17 protein-coding genes are annotated in these 16,134 nt (G+C 62.9%); 2 read left to right on the top strand and 15 right to left on the bottom strand.

Going from position 1 to position 16,134, the window contains the following annotated elements; all coding sequences use genetic code 11:
- Positions 1-132: 132 nt before the first annotated feature.
- Together AAG799_RS18130 and AAG799_RS18125 are read left to right on the top strand one after the other, a co-directional pair.
- Complete coding sequence (locus AAG799_RS18130) at positions 133-969, top strand: ferredoxin--NADP reductase (RefSeq protein WP_341898144.1); 837 nt, start codon at positions 133-135, stop codon at positions 967-969.
- A 104-nt stretch (positions 970-1,073) separates the two neighbouring features.
- On the top strand, positions 1,074-1,460 hold the full coding sequence (locus AAG799_RS18125; RefSeq protein ID WP_341898143.1) for a TfoX/Sxy family protein: 387 nt from the start codon (positions 1,074-1,076) through the stop codon (positions 1,458-1,460).
- Between the two features lie 6 nt (positions 1,461-1,466).
- On the opposite strand, the gene AAG799_RS18120 is transcribed toward AAG799_RS18125, so the two are convergent.
- The 15 genes from AAG799_RS18120 to AAG799_RS18050 form a co-directional block, all read right to left on the bottom strand.
- Positions 1,467-2,051 carry a hypothetical protein gene (locus AAG799_RS18120; protein WP_341898142.1) on the bottom strand — a complete coding sequence of 195 codons (585 nt, stop codon included), beginning with the start codon at positions 2,049-2,051 and terminating at the stop codon, positions 1,467-1,469.
- A gap of 83 nt (positions 2,052-2,134) precedes the next feature.
- A complete protein-coding gene (locus AAG799_RS18115) occupies positions 2,135-2,329 on the bottom strand; it encodes a DUF2783 domain-containing protein (protein ID WP_341898140.1) in 195 nt (64 codons plus the stop codon).
- A 2-nt stretch (positions 2,330-2,331) separates the two neighbouring features.
- Positions 2,332-2,766 (bottom strand): hydroxyphenylacetyl-CoA thioesterase PaaI, encoded by a 435-nt coding sequence (paaI, locus tag AAG799_RS18110; RefSeq protein ID WP_341898138.1) that lies wholly within the window; start codon positions 2,764-2,766, stop codon positions 2,332-2,334.
- On the bottom strand, positions 2,766-3,557 hold the full coding sequence (locus AAG799_RS18105) for an enoyl-CoA hydratase-related protein (protein ID WP_341898136.1): 792 nt from the start codon (positions 3,555-3,557) through the stop codon (positions 2,766-2,768). The genes paaI and AAG799_RS18105 overlap by 1 nt, the downstream gene beginning before the upstream one ends.
- 40 nt (positions 3,558-3,597) lie before the next feature.
- Positions 3,598-4,656, bottom strand: a complete 1,059-nt coding sequence (locus tag AAG799_RS18100; RefSeq protein WP_341898135.1) for a diguanylate cyclase — start codon at positions 4,654-4,656, stop codon at positions 3,598-3,600.
- 116 nt (positions 4,657-4,772) lie between these two features.
- On the bottom strand, positions 4,773-5,474 hold the full coding sequence (locus AAG799_RS18095) for an ABC transporter ATP-binding protein (RefSeq protein ID WP_341898145.1): 702 nt from the start codon (positions 5,472-5,474) through the stop codon (positions 4,773-4,775).
- A gap of 8 nt (positions 5,475-5,482) precedes the next feature.
- On the bottom strand, positions 5,483-6,241 hold the full coding sequence (locus AAG799_RS18090) for an ABC transporter ATP-binding protein (RefSeq protein ID WP_341898134.1): 759 nt from the start codon (positions 6,239-6,241) through the stop codon (positions 5,483-5,485).
- Positions 6,234-7,376 carry a branched-chain amino acid ABC transporter permease gene (locus AAG799_RS18085; protein ID WP_341898133.1) on the bottom strand — a complete coding sequence of 381 codons (1,143 nt, stop codon included), beginning with the start codon at positions 7,374-7,376 and terminating at the stop codon, positions 6,234-6,236. The genes AAG799_RS18090 and AAG799_RS18085 overlap by 8 nt, the downstream gene beginning before the upstream one ends.
- A gap of 12 nt (positions 7,377-7,388) precedes the next feature.
- Positions 7,389-8,306, bottom strand: a complete 918-nt coding sequence (locus AAG799_RS18080) for a branched-chain amino acid ABC transporter permease (RefSeq protein WP_341898131.1) — start codon at positions 8,304-8,306, stop codon at positions 7,389-7,391.
- 70 nt (positions 8,307-8,376) lie between these two features.
- Positions 8,377-9,567, bottom strand: coding sequence for an ABC transporter substrate-binding protein (locus tag AAG799_RS18075; protein ID WP_341898130.1), 1,191 nt, complete (start codon positions 9,565-9,567; stop codon positions 8,377-8,379).
- Positions 9,568-9,797: 230 nt separating this feature from the next.
- Positions 9,798-10,988: an ABC transporter substrate-binding protein gene (locus tag AAG799_RS18070; protein WP_341898128.1), complete on the bottom strand. Its 1,191-nt coding sequence runs from the start codon at positions 10,986-10,988 to the stop codon at positions 9,798-9,800.
- 429 nt (positions 10,989-11,417) lie between these two features.
- Positions 11,418-13,094, bottom strand: a complete 1,677-nt coding sequence (locus tag AAG799_RS18065; protein ID WP_341898127.1) for an AMP-binding protein — start codon at positions 13,092-13,094, stop codon at positions 11,418-11,420.
- A complete protein-coding gene (locus tag AAG799_RS18060; RefSeq protein WP_341898125.1) occupies positions 13,081-14,562 on the bottom strand; it encodes an NADH:flavin oxidoreductase in 1,482 nt (493 codons plus the stop codon). Before AAG799_RS18060 ends, AAG799_RS18065 begins: the two co-directional genes overlap by 14 nt.
- The gene (locus tag AAG799_RS18055) at positions 14,559-15,755 is read right to left on the bottom strand and encodes an acyl-CoA dehydrogenase family protein (protein ID WP_341898123.1); all 1,197 of its coding nucleotides are present in this window, start codon (positions 15,753-15,755) and stop codon (positions 14,559-14,561) included. Before AAG799_RS18055 ends, AAG799_RS18060 begins: the two co-directional genes overlap by 4 nt.
- A 1-nt stretch (position 15,756) precedes the next feature.
- Positions 15,757-16,134, bottom strand: a 378-nt coding sequence (locus AAG799_RS18050; RefSeq protein WP_341898122.1) for an enoyl-CoA hydratase-related protein, incomplete at its 5' end; no start/stop codon positions are given.

The raw sequence follows: 16,134 nt of genomic DNA, 5'->3' as shown, positions 1-16,134 counted from the left end.
AATATCCGCTGTTCAAGGCGGCAGGATCATATTATATGTACACATATGATTTAGGTCGTGAGTTCCCGGCATCGCTGCTGTATTGCCGCGCTGCCCCCCAATGCTGATTCAGAGAAATCGGATTCCTGAGCCATGACGTCTTCCGCCGCCGCTGCCGCCGTTTCGCCTGCGCCCTCGCATCCGCTGCTCAAGCCGGGCGGCAATCTGCGCGAGGAGACGGTGACCTATGTGCATCACTGGACCGACACGCTGTTCACCTTCAAGACGACGCGCGAGCCGAGCTTCCGCTTCATCAACGGCCAGTTCGCCATGATCGGGCTGATCGTCGACAACAAGCCGCTGCTGCGCGCCTATTCGATGGTCAGCTCGAATTACGAGGAGTTTCTCGAATTCCTCTCGATCAAGGTGCCGGACGGCCCGCTGACTTCACGGCTGCAGCATCTCAAGGTTGGCGACAAAATCATCGTCGGCAAGAAGGCGACCGGCACCCTGCTGCAGGACAACCTGACGCCGGCCAGGACGCTGTATTTGCTCTCCACCGGCACAGGCCTCGCGCCCTTCATGTCGATCATCAAGGACCCGGATGCCTATGAGCGGTTCGACAAGATCGTGCTGGTGCATGGTGTGCGCACCATGGGCGAGCTGGCCTATGCGGATTTCATCACCAAGGAGCTGCCGGAGAACGAGTTCATCGGCGAAATGGTGAAGGACAAGCTGGTCTACTACCCGACCGTGACCCGCGAGGCCTTCCGCAACCAGGGCCGCGTGACCGACCTGATCCGCTCGGGCAAGCTGTTCGCCGATCTCGGCCTGCCGCCGCTGAATATCGAAACCGACCGCATCATGCTCTGTGGCAGCCCGGCCATGCTGGCCGAGATGCGCGACATGCTGGATGGCCTGAAGTGGCAGGAAGGCTCCACCACCGGCGCCGGCCAGTATGTGATCGAAAAGGCGTTTGTGGAGCAGTAAGGCCGTAGCGCAGCAGGTCCGGATTGGTCCGGCCTGCGGCATTTTTTGTCGCAGGCTGCAAAGCCCGCTTGGCCCTGGACGCCGGCTTGGCTATCTTGCCCGCCATGCCTGCGAGTCGCGATTTCACCGCCTTCATTCAGGAGCTGTTCGCCCCCCTGGGCGGCGTGACCCTGCGCCCGATGTTCGGCGGCACCGGGGTCTATTCGCGCGGCCTGATGTTTGCCTTGGTCGCGGACGACACCGTCTATCTCAAGGCCGATGCCGAAGGCAAAAAAGCCTTCGAGGCGCGCGGCTGCGGCCCGTTTGTCTATGACAGCAAGGGCAAGCCGGTGCAGATGAGCTACTGGAAGCTGCCGGCTGAGCTGATCGACAATGCCGCAGAGGCGGTTGCCTGGGGCAAAACGGCGCTGGATGTCGCCAAGGCGGAGAAGGCGGCCATCCCGCCATCGTCGCGCCGCATCACCCTGGGCGCCGCGCGGCGCTACCGTTAACCGGCCTTACTGCTTCCCGGATGTTCCCTTATTGGCAAAATCAGCGCCAATGATAATGAAGTTGCGCATAACCTCGAAAGCAGGGCGAGCTGTTTCCCAATCCTCTTCGGGAGCTCCGCTTGTGGTGACATAGACCATGTCCATCTGCTTGCCCCAGAACACTGAATAAAGAATGTGAAAGCGACGTTCTCCGCTCGGAGTTTTTAAAGTCTCTATGGTTTCCAAGCAGATGAGGAAGAAATCACCCTGATCGGACTGCGGACAATCGCGCAGAACCTGACCAGTCGTACGCTTCTGATTTATGAAATTTCTGACGAAGTCTGCGCGGGGCCGTTTGGTTCCGCTCTCCACGCCAATCAATAATTGTGTGCGCCAACCGATGTCATACCATTTCGTCGGGTCACTGGCGGCGATGATCCATGTCCAACCATTCGAGCCGGCGAAATCATGATATTGCCAATTGGCCGGTTTAGCGATTTGGCCTCCGGTCGGGCGAAGTTCCTGGAGGACATATCCTTCGGGCACATGAATTGTCTGAGCTTGTGCAATCGGAGCGACAAAGATTAGTGCTGCAATGATGATGCGCCACATACAGAACCTGCTACAGGTTATTAGATGGTAGAGCTATATCGGCAGCAATTTTCATTGTCCATTGCAGAATCTGGGGTGCCTGTTTAGGCCTTTCCCCGCGCAATCGTCATTGCCTCGTTGAGCACCGCGTCGTCGCCGACATGGTTGGCGAGCAGCAGCACCAGCTTCGCCATCGCCTTCATCGCAGCAGTATCGTCCATGCCTTCTGTCATCTTCACCAGCGCGGCATAAACCGCATCGCCATCGGCGAGGTTCGGCTCCGTATTCAGCTTGCCCATCGCTAGCCCCCGAGATTGGGAATGGTTGCGCCGCTGACTTCGCGCGACAGGCCGCGGAACAGCGCAACCGTATCGCCGGCCGCATCGCGTACGGTCATGTCATAGACGCTGCTGCGGCCCGCCGTCTCGCGCAGTTCGGCGGTGGCGGTCAGCAGCGTGCCGACGGCCACGGGTTTCAGGAAGGTGATGTCGCACTGCTGCGCGACGGCATTGCGGTTGAAGCTGTTGCAGGCATAGCCGAAGGCCGAATCGGCCAGCGTGAAGATCATGCCGCCATGGCAGGTGCCATGGCTGTTCACCATGTCGGGCTGCACCGTCATCTGCAGCACGCAGCGGCCCGGCCCCATCGCGATCAGCTGCATGCCCAGCTTGCGGGCGGCAAGGTCGCGGTCTGCGGCGGCTTTGCCGATGGTGTCGGCAATCTCCTGCGGCGTCATTATTTGCCGCTGAACTTGGCGGCGCGCTTCTGCAGGAAGGCGGTGACGCCCTCGATGAAGTCGCGGGTGCGGCCGGCCACCACCTGGGCCTCGCGCTCGGCCTCCAGCTGGGCATCCAGCCCGTTGGTGGCTGACTGGCGGATCAGTTTGCGGATCTGCGCCAGGCCAACCGTCGGCCCCGTGGCGAATTTGGTCGCCACCTTCATGGCCGCCGGCATCAACTCTTCGTCGGGTACGCATTGCCAGATCAGGCCCCATGCAGCAGCAGTTTCGGCTGGCAGTTTCTCGCCCAGCATGGTGAGGCCGAGCGCGCGCGCGGTGCCGGCCAGGCGCGGCAGGAAATAGGTGCTGCCGGCATCGGGCACCAGGCCGATATTGGCAAAGGCCTGCAGGAAGGTGGCGGATTGCGCGGCGATCACGATGTCGCCGGTCAGCGCCAGGCTCATGCCGGCGCCGGCGGCCGGACCGTTCACGGCGCAGACCACCGGCATGCGGTAGGCGGCCAGCCGGCGGATCACCGGATGGTATTTGTCATGCAGCGCTTTGCCCAGATCAGGCATGCCGCCGTCATTGTTGAGATCGCCGCTGGCCAGATCGGCGCCGGAGCAGAAGCCGCGCCCGGCACCGGTCAGCAGCAGGCAGCGCATGGCGGCATCGGCGTCGATCTCGTCGAGCGCCTTGCCCAGTTCGGTCATCAATTCGCTGTTCAGCGCATTGAGCCGGTCGGGCCGGTTCAGCGTGATGGTGGCGATGCCGTCGCGCTTGTCGACGATGAGCGTATTCCAGGCCATGCGTTTCTCTCCCTTATTGGGAGCAACGCTAGCCGATTTGTCAGGAACGGAGAACCGTCTCCGTAAGGGTAAGGGCTTCCGTTGCGGCAACCACGCGGTTGCGGCCCTCGCGCTTGGCGCCATACAGCGCGGCATCGGCGCGCTGGACGAAACTGCTGAGTGACTCGCCGGGGCGATATTCGGCCACGCCGGCCGATACCGTGATGCGGCCGAGCGCCTCGCCGGAGTTGCGCTTGACCAGTTTGCGGGTGGCGATCAGGGCGCGGATGTTGTCGCCCAGCTTCACCGCCTGGTCGGCGCGGGTGCGCGGCAGCAGCAGCGCGAATTCCTCGCCACCATAGCGCGCGGCCAGATCCTGGCCCTTCACATTGTCGCTCAGCGTGCGGGCGACCAGCTGCAGCACCGTATCGCCGGTCTGGTGGCCATGGCGGTCGTTGAACAGTTTGAAATGGTCGATATCGAGCAGCATCAGTGCCAGCGGATCGCCGCTGTCCTGCGCCGCTTTGCTGAACAGGGTGAGCGTCTGCTCGAAATTCTTGCGGTTGGCGAGGCCGGTGAGGGAGTCCGACAGCGACTCACGACGCGCCTGCTCGAAATGCTCGCGCAGCTGCTGCACCTCGGCCGTGGTTTCGGCCAGGCGATCTTCCAGCGACTGGTTGCGCTCCTGCATGCTGCGGGTTTCCTGCAGCATGGCGCCAACCAGCGAGCCGAAGGCGGGAGCATGGCCATGCTTGTCGAGGCTGTCGGAGAAATCCTCCAGCTTGTCGCCGTAGGTGCGGGTGTCTTCCTCGGCGGCGCCGATGAAGTTGCGCAGCTCGTCCATCGCTTCCTGCAGCTTCTCGGTGGTCTCGCGCGACGCGCGCAGCATGCGGGCCGGGTTGAGGAATTCCTCGTAGAGCTGCAGCGTGGTGTCGGGCGTAAACGACGTATTGGCGCCGAGCAGGCTGTCGATCGCGCGGCTGAGCGCCGGATCGCGGCCGGCGTGATATTCGTACCAGATGGTGAAATTGATCGGGGTTGGCGGAATCGAAAACCGCGTCATGCTGGCGACTGCCGCATGGGCGTATTCCGCTGCCTGGTGCAGATCGTCGTGATACACGCCGGCTCCCCTCGGCGCCGGCCGTTCTCCCCCGATCACAGGCCCGCGCGGTGCCTACTTTGCGGCGCGGGCGCGGCGCTGTCCACGGGTTTGCTTATGAAATTCCTGCGTAGCGGTCAGATGCCGAGATAGCGGTGCTGGATATCCGGCGCCGCCTGCAGCGCGGCGGAATCGCCCTGCCAGACCACGCGGCCCTTTTCGATCACATAGTGGCGGTTGGCCAGCTTGGTCAGCGCCCCGACATTCTTATCCACAACCAGGATGGCTTGGCCGGCCTGCTTCAATCGCTCGAGGCATTGCCAGATTTCCAAGCGAATCAAGGGTGCCAGACCCTCGGTGGCCTCATCCAGGATCAACAGATGCGGATTGGTCATCAGGGCGCGGCCGACGGCCAGCATCTGCTGCTCGCCGCCCGACAGCTGGTTGCCCATATTGCCGGCACGCTCGGCCAGGCGGGGAAACAGTTCGATCACCCGCTCGTAGCTCCAGGGCTGCGCGGTGCCGCTACGATTGGCGGCAGTAGCGATCAGGTTTTCTTTCACCGAGAGGTTGGGGAAAATCTGTCGGCCCTCGGGCACCAGGCCGACGCCGATCTTGGCGACGCGGTAGGACGGCAGGCCGCGGATATCGGCCGAGCGGAAGGCAATGCGGCCGCGCGCCGCCGGGGTCATGCCCATGATCGAGCGGATCGTGGTGGTCTTGCCCATGCCGTTGCGGCCCATCAGGGTGACCACTTCACCGGCCTTGATGCTGAGCGACATGCCAAACAGCACCTGGCTGCGGCCATAGAAGGTGTCAATATTTTCGACGCTGAGCAGGTCGGTCATCACACGGCCTCCGCTTCGTCGCCGAGATAGGCCTGGCGGACCTGCTCGTTGCGGCGGATGTCGTCCGGCAGGCCGGTGGCGATGCTGTGGCCATAGACCAGCACGGTGATGCGGTCGGCCAGGGCAAAGACCGCATCCATGTCATGCTCAATCAGAAGGATCGTCACGCTGCCTTTCAGCTTCTGCAGCATGGTGACCATGCGGGCGGAATCTTCCGGCCCCATGCCGGCCATCGGCTCGTCCAGCAGCAGCAGTTTCGGTTTCGTCGCCAGGGCCATGGCGATCTCGAGCTGGCGGTGCTCGCCATGGCTCAGCGCGCTGGCGGTGATATCGGCGCGATGGCCGAGGCCGACCAGTTCCAGTGCCGCCATGGCCGGCTGGCGCAGGGTCTGGTCCTTGCGGGCATCGGCCCAGAAGCGGAAGGAATGACCGTCATGCGCCTGGACGGCGAAGGCGACGTTATCCTGCGCGCTGAAGTTCGGGAAGATCGAGGTGATCTGGAACGAGCGGGCGATGCCGAGCGCCGAGCGCAGATGCACCGGCATCGCGGTGATGTCGCGGCCCATGAAATGAATGCTGCCGGCATCGGGGCGCAGTTCGCCGATCAGCTGGCCGATCATCGTGGTCTTGCCGGCACCGTTGGGGCCGATCACCGCATGGATTTCGCCCTCGCGCAGATCGAGCGACAGGTTGTCGGTGGCCGTGAGGCCGCCGAAACGCTTGACCAGGTTGGCAACCTTGAGCACGGGTTCAGACATGGCCGTGCTCCTGTGTTGCCATGCGTTTGCCGGCCAGCCATTTCGCCAGCCAGACCAGCATGAAAGATGCGATCAGGATCGCGGTCGGGATCAGCCATGCGCTTTCATAGGCGCTGTGGATGCCATAGAGCAGGAAGAAGCCGGCGCAGCCCGCCATCAGGATACCGGCCTGGCCGCGCAGTAGGGCGCCATCGATGCCGCCGCGCGCAAAGATCACCACCAGCACCAGGATCGGGCCGAAGACGATCTTCCAATATTCAGTCCAGCTGGAGAGGATTTCTTCCAGCAGCAGGAAGGCGACCGTGCCGAACAGCGGGCCGAACAGGCTGCCCATGCCGCCGAGCACCACCATGACGATGAGATCGCCCGAGCGGCTCCAGTGCATCATCGCCGGGCTGATGAAATTGGTGAAGGTGGCGGTCAGCACACCGGCCAGGCCGCAGACCATGCCGGCAATGATAAAGGCGGTGAGGCGGTAGCGATGCACCGGAAAGCCGATGGTAGCCATGCGGCGGTCATTCGACTTGGCACCCTGCAGCACCATGCCGAAGCGCGAATTCACCGCACGATGGCACAGATAGATCGTGGCCCCCAGGATCACCCAGCACAGGTAATAGAAGCTGGGGCGATGATCGAGGTTGATCAGGCCGCCGAAATCCGAGCGCTTGATGATGTTGAGGCCATCGTCGCCGCCATAGGCGAAGGCGCCGTTGCCGAGATAGTAGACCAGCTGCGACAGCGCCAGGGTGATCATGATGAAGAAGATGCCCTTGGTGCGCAGCGACAGCAGACCGATCAGCATGGCCACCACGCCCGAGATCAGCACCGCCAGCGGCCACTGGATCCAGGCCGAATGCACGCCGTGAAAGGCCAGGATGCCGACCGTATAGCCGCCGATGCCGATATAGGCGGCATGGCCGAAGCTGACCAGGCCGCCATAGCCGAGGATCAGGTTCAGGCTGACGGCCGCGATCGCCATGATGACGATGCGGGTGAACAGTGTGAGCAGGAAGGGATCGTCGAAGGCCACGGCCATTACGGGCACAAGGCCGAGGAAGCCGAGCAGGGCAAGGCCGACGATGGTGGTGAGTCGGGCAGACGCGGCGGAAGCAGCAGGCATGGATACGGACGACACGAACAATACTCCTCAGCGGCCCGGGGCGGGGAACAGCCCGGCAGGACGCAACACCAGCACGGCGGCCATCAGGATATAGATCAGCATCGACGACAGCGCGGTGGCCAGCGTGCCGGCCTCTGAAGGCGTCAGCACGGTGCTGAGGATATTGGGCAGGAAGGCACGGCCCATCGTGTCGATGATGCCGATGGCGATGGCGGCGATGAAGGCACCGCGGATCGAGCCGATGCCGCCGATCACGATGACCACCAGTGCCAGGATCAGGATGTTGTCACCCATGCCGATCTGCACGGTGGTGACCGGCCCGGCCATCAGGCCGGCCAGGGCTGCGAGCGCCGAGCCCAGGCCGAAGACCAGCGTGAACAGCAGCTTGATGTCGATGCCCAGGGCGCCGACCATTTCCCGGTTTGAGGCGCCGGCGCGGATCAGCATGCCGAGCCGGGTGCGCTGCACCAGCACATAGAGGAAGCCGGCACAGACCAGGCCGACCACGATGATCAGGAAGCGGTAGGACGGGTAGGGCAGGCCAGGCAACACCTCGATCTGGCCCTTGAGCCATTCCGGCATCTCGATGGTCATGCCGCCGACGCCGAACATCACGCGGGCCAGCTCGTTGAAGAACAGGATCAGGCCGAAGGTGGCCAGCACCTGATCGAGGTGGTCGCGGGTATAGAGCGTGCGCAGCGCGATCACTTCGACCACGATTCCAAGCAATGCACCGGCCGGCAGCGCCAGCAGCGCGCCGAGGAAGAAGTTGCCGGTCCACTCGGTGAAAACCGCGGCGAAGAAGGCGCCCATCATGTAGAGCGAGCCGTGCGCCAGATTCACCAGATCCATGATGCCGAAAACCAGCGTCAGCCCGGCAGCCAGGAGGAACAGCAGCAGGCCGATCTGCAGGCCGTTGAGGAATTGCTCGAAGATAAGCAGCATGGTCGGGCGGGCACTCTGGTCAGAATGGTGCGCTCCAGTCTCCCGGAGCGCACCGGTTGCGGGTCTTGATTTACATCTTGCACTTGGCGGCGTGCGGATCCTGATGCGCGGTCAGCACGGTGCTGATCGTGCGCAGGTCATAACCGCCATCGGCCGTCTTGTAGGCTTCCTGCTGGTAGACGTTCTGGATCGGGAAGTTGTTGTTGCCGAACTTGAACGGGCCACGCACGGAATCGAACTTCGCCGCCTTCAGCGCGGCGCCGACCGCCGCCTTGTCCTTCAGGTTGCCCTTGGTGGCGACCACGGCGCTGCCGATCAGATTGGCGGCGTCATAGGCCTGGGCACCGTAGAAGGCCGGCGTTTCCTTGTACTTCTTCTTGTAGTAGGTGACGAATTTCTGGTTTGCGGCATAGGGCAGGTCGGTGCCCCAGGTCGAGGTCAGATAGGTATCGAGCACAAGGTCCTTCTGCAGCTTCAGCGTCACCGCATCGATGGTGAAGGCGGAATAGACCGGGATGTCGTTCTTCAGGCCGGCCTGGCTGTATTGCTGGAAGAACTGCACGCCGGCTCGGCCGGGGAAGAACACATAGACCGCCTGCGGCTTGGCGGCGCGGATCTTGGAAATCTCACCCGAGAAATCGAGCTGGTCGGGCCACTTGGTCATGTCCTGGCCGACCACCTGGCCCTTGAACAGCGACTTCACGCCATTGGTGCCATCGACACCGGCGGCATAGTTCGGCGCCACCATGTAGAGCGACTTCACGCCCTTCTGGTTCAGCACCTCGCCCACGGCCATGTGGTTCTGGTCGTTCTGCCAGGAGGCGGCGAAGAAATACGGGCTGCAGCCTTCGCCAGCCAACTGGGAAGGGCCGGCATTGGCGCTGATCAGGAAGGTCTTCTCGTCCAGCACCGGCTTGTAAGAGGCCAGCAGGACGTTCGACCAGATATAGCCGGCAACGAAATCGACCTTGTCGCGCTGCAACAGCTTCTCGGTCTTCTGCTTGCCGACTTCCGGCTTCTGCTCGTCGTCTTCGTAGATCACCTCGACGGGGATGCCGCCCATCTTGCGGCCCATATGATCGAGCGCCAGTTCAAAGGCGTTCTTCATGTCCTGGCCATAGGCCGCATTGGGGCCCGAGAGCGTGGTGACGAAGCCGATCTTGACTTTCTTCGCGGCCTGGGCCGCGGCGTCATCGGCGATGAACGGCAGCGCCGTCAGGGCCGTGGCAAGCAGGGTAAGGGTCTTGAAGCTGGAACGCATCGTTTGTGTCTCCTTCAGTGACATGCCTGCGGAGCGGCCCATCAAGCGATGCACCGCCGCCATACAGCGTTTGTATTGCAAGCCCTTGGGAGTCCCCCGTTGAGATATTTTAAGCATCAAATACCTTGCGAGGCAATCGAAGTCTGACACCGGGGAGGATATCGGGATCGATATGAAAACGGGGCGCCGGTTGATGTCGGCGCCCCGCTGTTTTGCAGGTCAAATGCTGCTTATTTCATCGTGCACTTGGCAGCATAGGGGTCAACCAGGTCGGTGTAGACCGTGCTGACCGTGCGGATGTCATACTCGGTGTCCGACACCTTGTAGACTTCCTGCTGGTAGACATTGTGGATCGGGAAGTTGTTCTTGCCGAACTTCATCGGGCCGCGCACCGAGTCGAACTTGGCGGCCTTCAGCGCAGCGCCGACGGCTGCCTTGTCGGACACCTTGCCCTTGGTGGCAGTCACGGCCGAGGCGATCAGGTTGATCGTGTCATAGGACTGCGCGCCGTAGAAGGAGGGCGTGTCCTTGTGCTTCTTCTTGAAGTCGCCGACGAACTTCTGGTTGGCGGCATAGGGCAGATCCGGCGCCCACCACAGGGTCTGGTAGGTATCCAGCGTCAGATCCTTCTGCAGTTTCAGCGTGATCGCGTCGACCGTGAAGGTGGTGTAGAGCGGAATGTCCTTCTTCAGGCCAGCCTGGCTGTACTGCTGGAAGAACTGCACGCCGGCGCGGCCGGGGAAGAACACGAAGACGGCGCCCGGCTTGGCGGCGCGGATCTTCGAGATCTCGGCCGAGAAGTCGAGCTGGTCAGGCCACTTGGTCATGTCCTGGCCGACCACCTGGCCCTTGAAGGTGGACTTCACGCCGTTGGCCATGTCCTGGCCGGCGGCGTAGTTCGGCGCCACGATATAGAGCGACTTGATGCCCTTCTGGTTCAGCAGCTCGCCGGCAGCCATGGTGTTCTGGTCGTTCTGCCAGGAGGCGGCGAAGAAATAGGGATTGCACTGCTCGCCGGCCAGCGGCGAGGGGCCGGCATTGGCGCTGATGAGATACGTCTTCTCATCGACGACCGTCTTGTAGGAAGCCAGCAGCACGTTCGACCAGATATAGCCGGCGACAAAATCGACCTTGTCGCGCTGCATCAGCTTTTCGGTCTTCTGCTTGCCGACTTCCGGCTTCTGCTCGTCGTCTTCGTAGATCACCTCGACGGGGATGCCGCCCATCTTGCGACCCAGATGATCGAGTGCCAGCTCGACGCTGTTCTTCATGTCGACGCCGATGGCGGCATTCGGGCCCGACAGGGTGGTGACGAAGCCGATCTTGATCTTCTTGGCCTGGGCGGCTGCGGGCTGTGCCACGAAGGGCACGGCCGCAAGCGCGAGCGCGCTGGTCAGACTCAGGACGGTTGAAAACTTCATTGGTGGTCTCCTCTCCCTGCGCGGTGCCGGCTGATCCGGCCCATCGCTTGTCACTGTTTTGGCCCCTGCCGCCTGCGAAAGATGGCGGCGCATGCCCCTGTAAACGCACTGTACTCTACGCTTGCACGACACGTCCAAACCGACCTTCGCTGCTATGCTGCGGCTTAGGGGCGGGTCATCGGAGGATGCTGCTGGTCTTGTGCTTTGCGATCGTTCGCATACCGCACAATATGGCCCCGCGGCATTTCCTCCGTTTATTATCGAGTAGGTACTATAGTGCCGGTTTCCGGCCTCGCAAGCATTATGATGCATGCGAGAGCCTCCATCGGCGCAAGATATGGCCTTTTAACAGCTTACCCTTTCCCTCACGGCATCCAATGGACGCAGCGGAGGGAAACTTGCACTTTTGCGCCAGTCGATCGCGCAGTCTCAGGCCTTGGCTTCGGCGGCCTGCTTGCGCAGCACGAAGCGCTGCACCTTGCCGCTTTCGGTGCGCGGCAGGGTTTCAATGAACTCGATCTGGCGCGGATACTTGTAAGGCGCGATCTCGGCCTTCACGAAATCCTGCAGCAGCTTCACCGTCTGCGGTGCCGCCTTGGTCTTGTCGCGCAGCACGATATAGGCCTTCACCACCTGACCGCGTTCGCCATCGGGCGCGGCGACCACGGCGCAGTCCTGCACCATCGGATGCATCAGCAGGACGGACTCAACTTCGGGACCGGAAATGTTGTAGCCGGCTGAAACGATCATGTCGTCGGCGCGCGCCTGATACCAATAATAGCCATCCTCGTCACACATGTACGCATCGCCGGTGAAATTCCAGCCCTGCTGCACATAGGCGGTCTGGCGTTCCGGGTTGTCGAGATAGCGACAGCCGACCGGCCCGCGGATCGCCAGGCGGCCGACGGTGCCCGGCGGCACGCGATTGCCATCCTTGTCGAAGATCGCGGCTTCATAGCCCGGGATCGGCTTGCCGGTGGCGCCGGGGCGGATGCCGTCACCTTCGGAGGTGATGAAGATATGCAGGATCTCGGTGCCGCCCAGGCCATCGATCAGCTTGACGCCAGTGGCGTCATACCAGCCCTGCCAGGTGGCGAGCGGCAGGGTCTCGCCGGCCGAGACACCTTTTTTCAGCGAGGACAGGTCGAAGTCCTTGGCCAGGTCGATCATGGCGCGATAGGCCGTCGGTGCAGTGAACAGCACCGAGACCTTTTTGGCCTGGATGGTTTCCAGCATCTTCTGCGGCGTGTACTGCTCGACCAGCACGGTGCTGGCGCCGACATGCATGGGGAAGGTGACCAGAGCGCCAAGGCCGAAGGTGAAGGCCAGTGGCGGGCTGCCGGTGAAGACATCCTCCTTGGTCGGCCGCAGCACATAGCGGTTGAAGGTGTCGCAGATCGCCATCACGTCGCGATGGAAATGCATGCAGCCCTTGGCCGGACCGGTGGTGCCCGAGGTGAAGGCGATCAGGCAGACATCGTCCCAGGCGGTATCGAGAGTTTCAAACTGTGTCGGCTTCGTCGCCATGCGGGCTTCGAGTGAATCCGCCACGCCTTCGCTGTAGAAATAGCAGATGCGCTTGAGATGCTTGGACTCGCGCAGCGTGGTTTCCATTTCGCCGCGCAGGCGCCAGTCGCAGATCGCCACTTCGATCTCGGCCTTCTCGGTCATGAAGGTAAGTTCGCGCCAGCGATACAGCGGCATCGTGGCCACCGCGATGGCGCCCACCTTCATTACCGCGAACCAGCAGGCGACATACATCGGGTTGTTGGGCGAGCGCAGCAGCACGCGGTTACCCGGCTTGATGCCGTAATCCTGCACCAGCACATGGGCGATGCGGTTGGCGGCCTCCAGCAGCTTCGCGTAGGTCCAGACCTCGTCGTTGTAATAGATCACCGGCCGGTCGCCATGGATGGCGGCCTGCTTGTCGAGCAGTTCGGCGGCGCAATTCATGCGCTTGGGGTAAGCCTTCAGCTCAGGCAGCATGTCCCACAGCATGACCGGCCACTGCTCCTGCGGCGGCAGGTGGTCGCGGGCGAAGCTGTCGACATGCGCGGATGGTTCAAATTGGTGAACGGCGGGCATATGGGTTTCAATGCGGGACATGACGAACCTCGGACGAAGAAGACACAACGGGTTCGGCGATCGGGACGGGGAGGTCGATACGCACCGCATCTGACGGCGGTGTTGCACGGCCGGCGGCATCATGGCCGCGGACGTAATAGGTGTAGCGCAGGCCGCCGAGCACGACCTTGTCGCTGTGCTTGGTCGATTTGACCGCCTCGGTGACATGGGCGGCGCCGTCATCCTCGGCGCGATAGACATTGTAGCCGGCGATCGGCGCGGCACCGGCCACGGCCTTGGCCCAGCTCAGCTTGACCTGGCCCTTGTCGACGGTGGCGACCAGTTTGGCACCGCCTTCGGGCCATTGCGGTGCCGCGCCATCGGTGGCATCGGCCGGTGCCTGCACCAGGCCCTTGGGCCACAGGAAGCAGGTCACTTCCTTGAAATTCTCGTCCAGCTGCTTGCAGACATTGCAGTAGATGCAGCGCACGATCTGGTCGCCGCGCTTTTGCTCCACCTTCTTGACCCAGTCCGGATCGGCCAGCAGCTGGCGCGCCATGCCGATCATGTCGGCCTGGCCGGTCTGGAGCAGGCGTTCGGCATCGACCGGATCGCTGATCTTGCCGGCCGAGATCACCGGCACGGTGAAGCCCTTGGAATTGATGTACTGCTTCACGCCGGCGGCGAGATGGACATGCGGCAGCGGCGGATACCAGTCGCCCGGCATGCAGCGGTCGCCGGAATAGCCAGTATAGGGATAGAGCGGCTGGCCCTCGCGATGCACCGCATCCTCGAACTTGCCGCCGACCGACAGCGAGATGTAGTCGACGCCGAGCTGTGCCATGCGCAGCGCGATCAGCTTGGCATCCTCAACCGTATAGCCTTCCTTGATCGCCTCTTCGGCGAGGAAGCGCACGCCCACGGTCCAGTCCTTGCCGACATGGCGGCGCACGCTGGCCATCACCCGGCCGAACATGGCGAGGCGGCCTTCCAGGGTGCGGCCATCAAAGTCGTCGCGGCGCGGATTGCGGCGCGACAGGAAGGACGACAGCGTATAGGCATGGGCCGAATGCAGCTCGACACCGTCATAGCCGGCGGTGCGGGCGCGGGCGGCAGCCTGGCCGAATTCCTCGATGATGCGCTCGATATCGGCCTCGGACAGGCTGTCGATGGTCTGGCGCCAGCCCGAGCGCGCCACTTTGAGGAAATGGATGATCTGCGGCACGACCTTGCTGTCAGAAGTGCTGTGCACCTGATCGACCAGGTCGCGATGGCCGGGAATGAATTCATCGTCCGACAGCCGCAGCAACGGCCCGGACTTGTTGCTGTGCACGGCCGTCGCCTCGACGACGATGAGCCCGACATGGCCCTGGGCATAGCGCACATAGCGGTCGATGATCGGCTGGTTGACGAAACCGTCTTCACCCGAGAGCCTTGTGACCATCGCCGGCACCGCGATGCGGTTCGGCAGGGTCACGCCATTGAGCTTGAGCGGTTCGAGAATCTTCATGCCCGTTTATCCGATTCTTGGGCCTCGTCCGCAAAGGCCGCATAGGTCTGGCCGGCGATCACCAGCTTGTTGATCTCGGTGGTGCCTTCATAGATGCGCAACGCGCGCACTTCGCGATACAGGCTTTCGACCATGACGCCGCGGGTGACGCCCAGGCCGCCCCAGAGCTGCACGGCGGCATCGATCACGCGCTGGGCGGCCTCGGTGGCATACATCTTGGCCATCGAGGCCTCGCGGGTGACGCGGGCGGCGCCCATATCCTTGGTCCAGGCGGCGCGGTAGATCAGCAGGGCCGAGGCGTCGATCTCGGTGGCCATGTCGGCGATCTTGGCTTGGGTGAGCTGGTAATCGGCCAGCTTCTGATCGAACACCTTGCGCTCATGCACGCGCTTCAGTGCCTCATCCAGCGCCCGTCGTGCGAAGCCAAGTGCTGCCGCGCCAACGGTGGAGCGGAACACATCGAGATTGCTCATGGCGATCTTGAAGCCTTCGCCGGGCTTGCCGATCAGGTTGCCGGCGGGAATCACACAGTCCTTGAATTCGAGCCGGCCGAGCGGATGCGGCGCGATCACATCGATGCGCTCGGGCACACTGAAGCCCGGCGTACCGGCCTCGACCACGAAGATGGCAAGACCCTTGGCACCCGGCGCATCCCCTAAGCGTGCGACAACGGTGTACTGGTCGGCAATGCCGCCATTGGAAATCCAGGTCTTCACGCCATTGAGCCGATAGCCCTGTCCATCCGGCACCGCCACGGTGCTGATAGCGGCGACATCGGAGCCGGCATCGGGTTCGGACATGGCGAGGGCGGCAATGCGGGTGCCCTGTGCCACGCCGGGCAGCCAGCGCTGCTTCTGCTCCGGCGTGCCGAACAGGCTGATCGGGCCCGAGCCGAGCCCCTGCATGACAAAGGAGAAATCGGCCAGGCCATGATGATAGGCAAGGATTTCGCGCGCCAGCGCCAGGCTGCGCACCTCCAGCTTGTCGTACGTGCCGCCGCCATCCTTCGGCACGGTCAGGCCGAGGAAGCCGGCCGCACCGAGGCGTGCGACAAAGCCGCGGCAGACGGCGTCGATATCATCGCTTTCGTCGTGATGGGCGGCATGCTTCTTCGCCCAGGCCTGCAGCTCGGCGGCCAGCGCGCGGTGACGGTCCTCGAAAAACGGCCAGGTCAGATAGGTCTTGTCCGCCATCTCAATTGCCCTCGAAGACCGGCTTCTGCTTGGCGACAAAGGCATGGTAGGCGCGGGCGAAATCCTGCGTCTGCATGCAGATCGCCTGCGCTTGGGCCTCGGCCTCGATGGCGGCATCGAGATCCATCGACCATTCCTGGTGCAGGCAGGTCTTGGTGATGCCATGCGCGAAGGTCGGGCCGTCGCTCAGCTCCCTGGCCAGCGCCTGCGCATCGGCCAGCACCTGTTCGGGTACAACGAGCCGGTTGAAGAAGCCCCAGCGTTCGCCTTCTTCGGCGCTCATGCTACGGCCGGTATAGAGCAGTTCGGCGGCGCGGCCGGAGCCTATGATGCGCGGCAGGATGTTGCAGGCACCCATATCGGCGCCGGCGAGGCCAAC

Origin of the sequence: Ferrovibrio terrae (assembly GCF_943371255.1) — a bacterium.
Lineage (GTDB): Bacteria > Pseudomonadota > Alphaproteobacteria > Ferrovibrionales > Ferrovibrionaceae > Ferrovibrio > Ferrovibrio terrae_B.
This window is presented reverse-complemented; position numbering and strand designations above follow the sequence as displayed.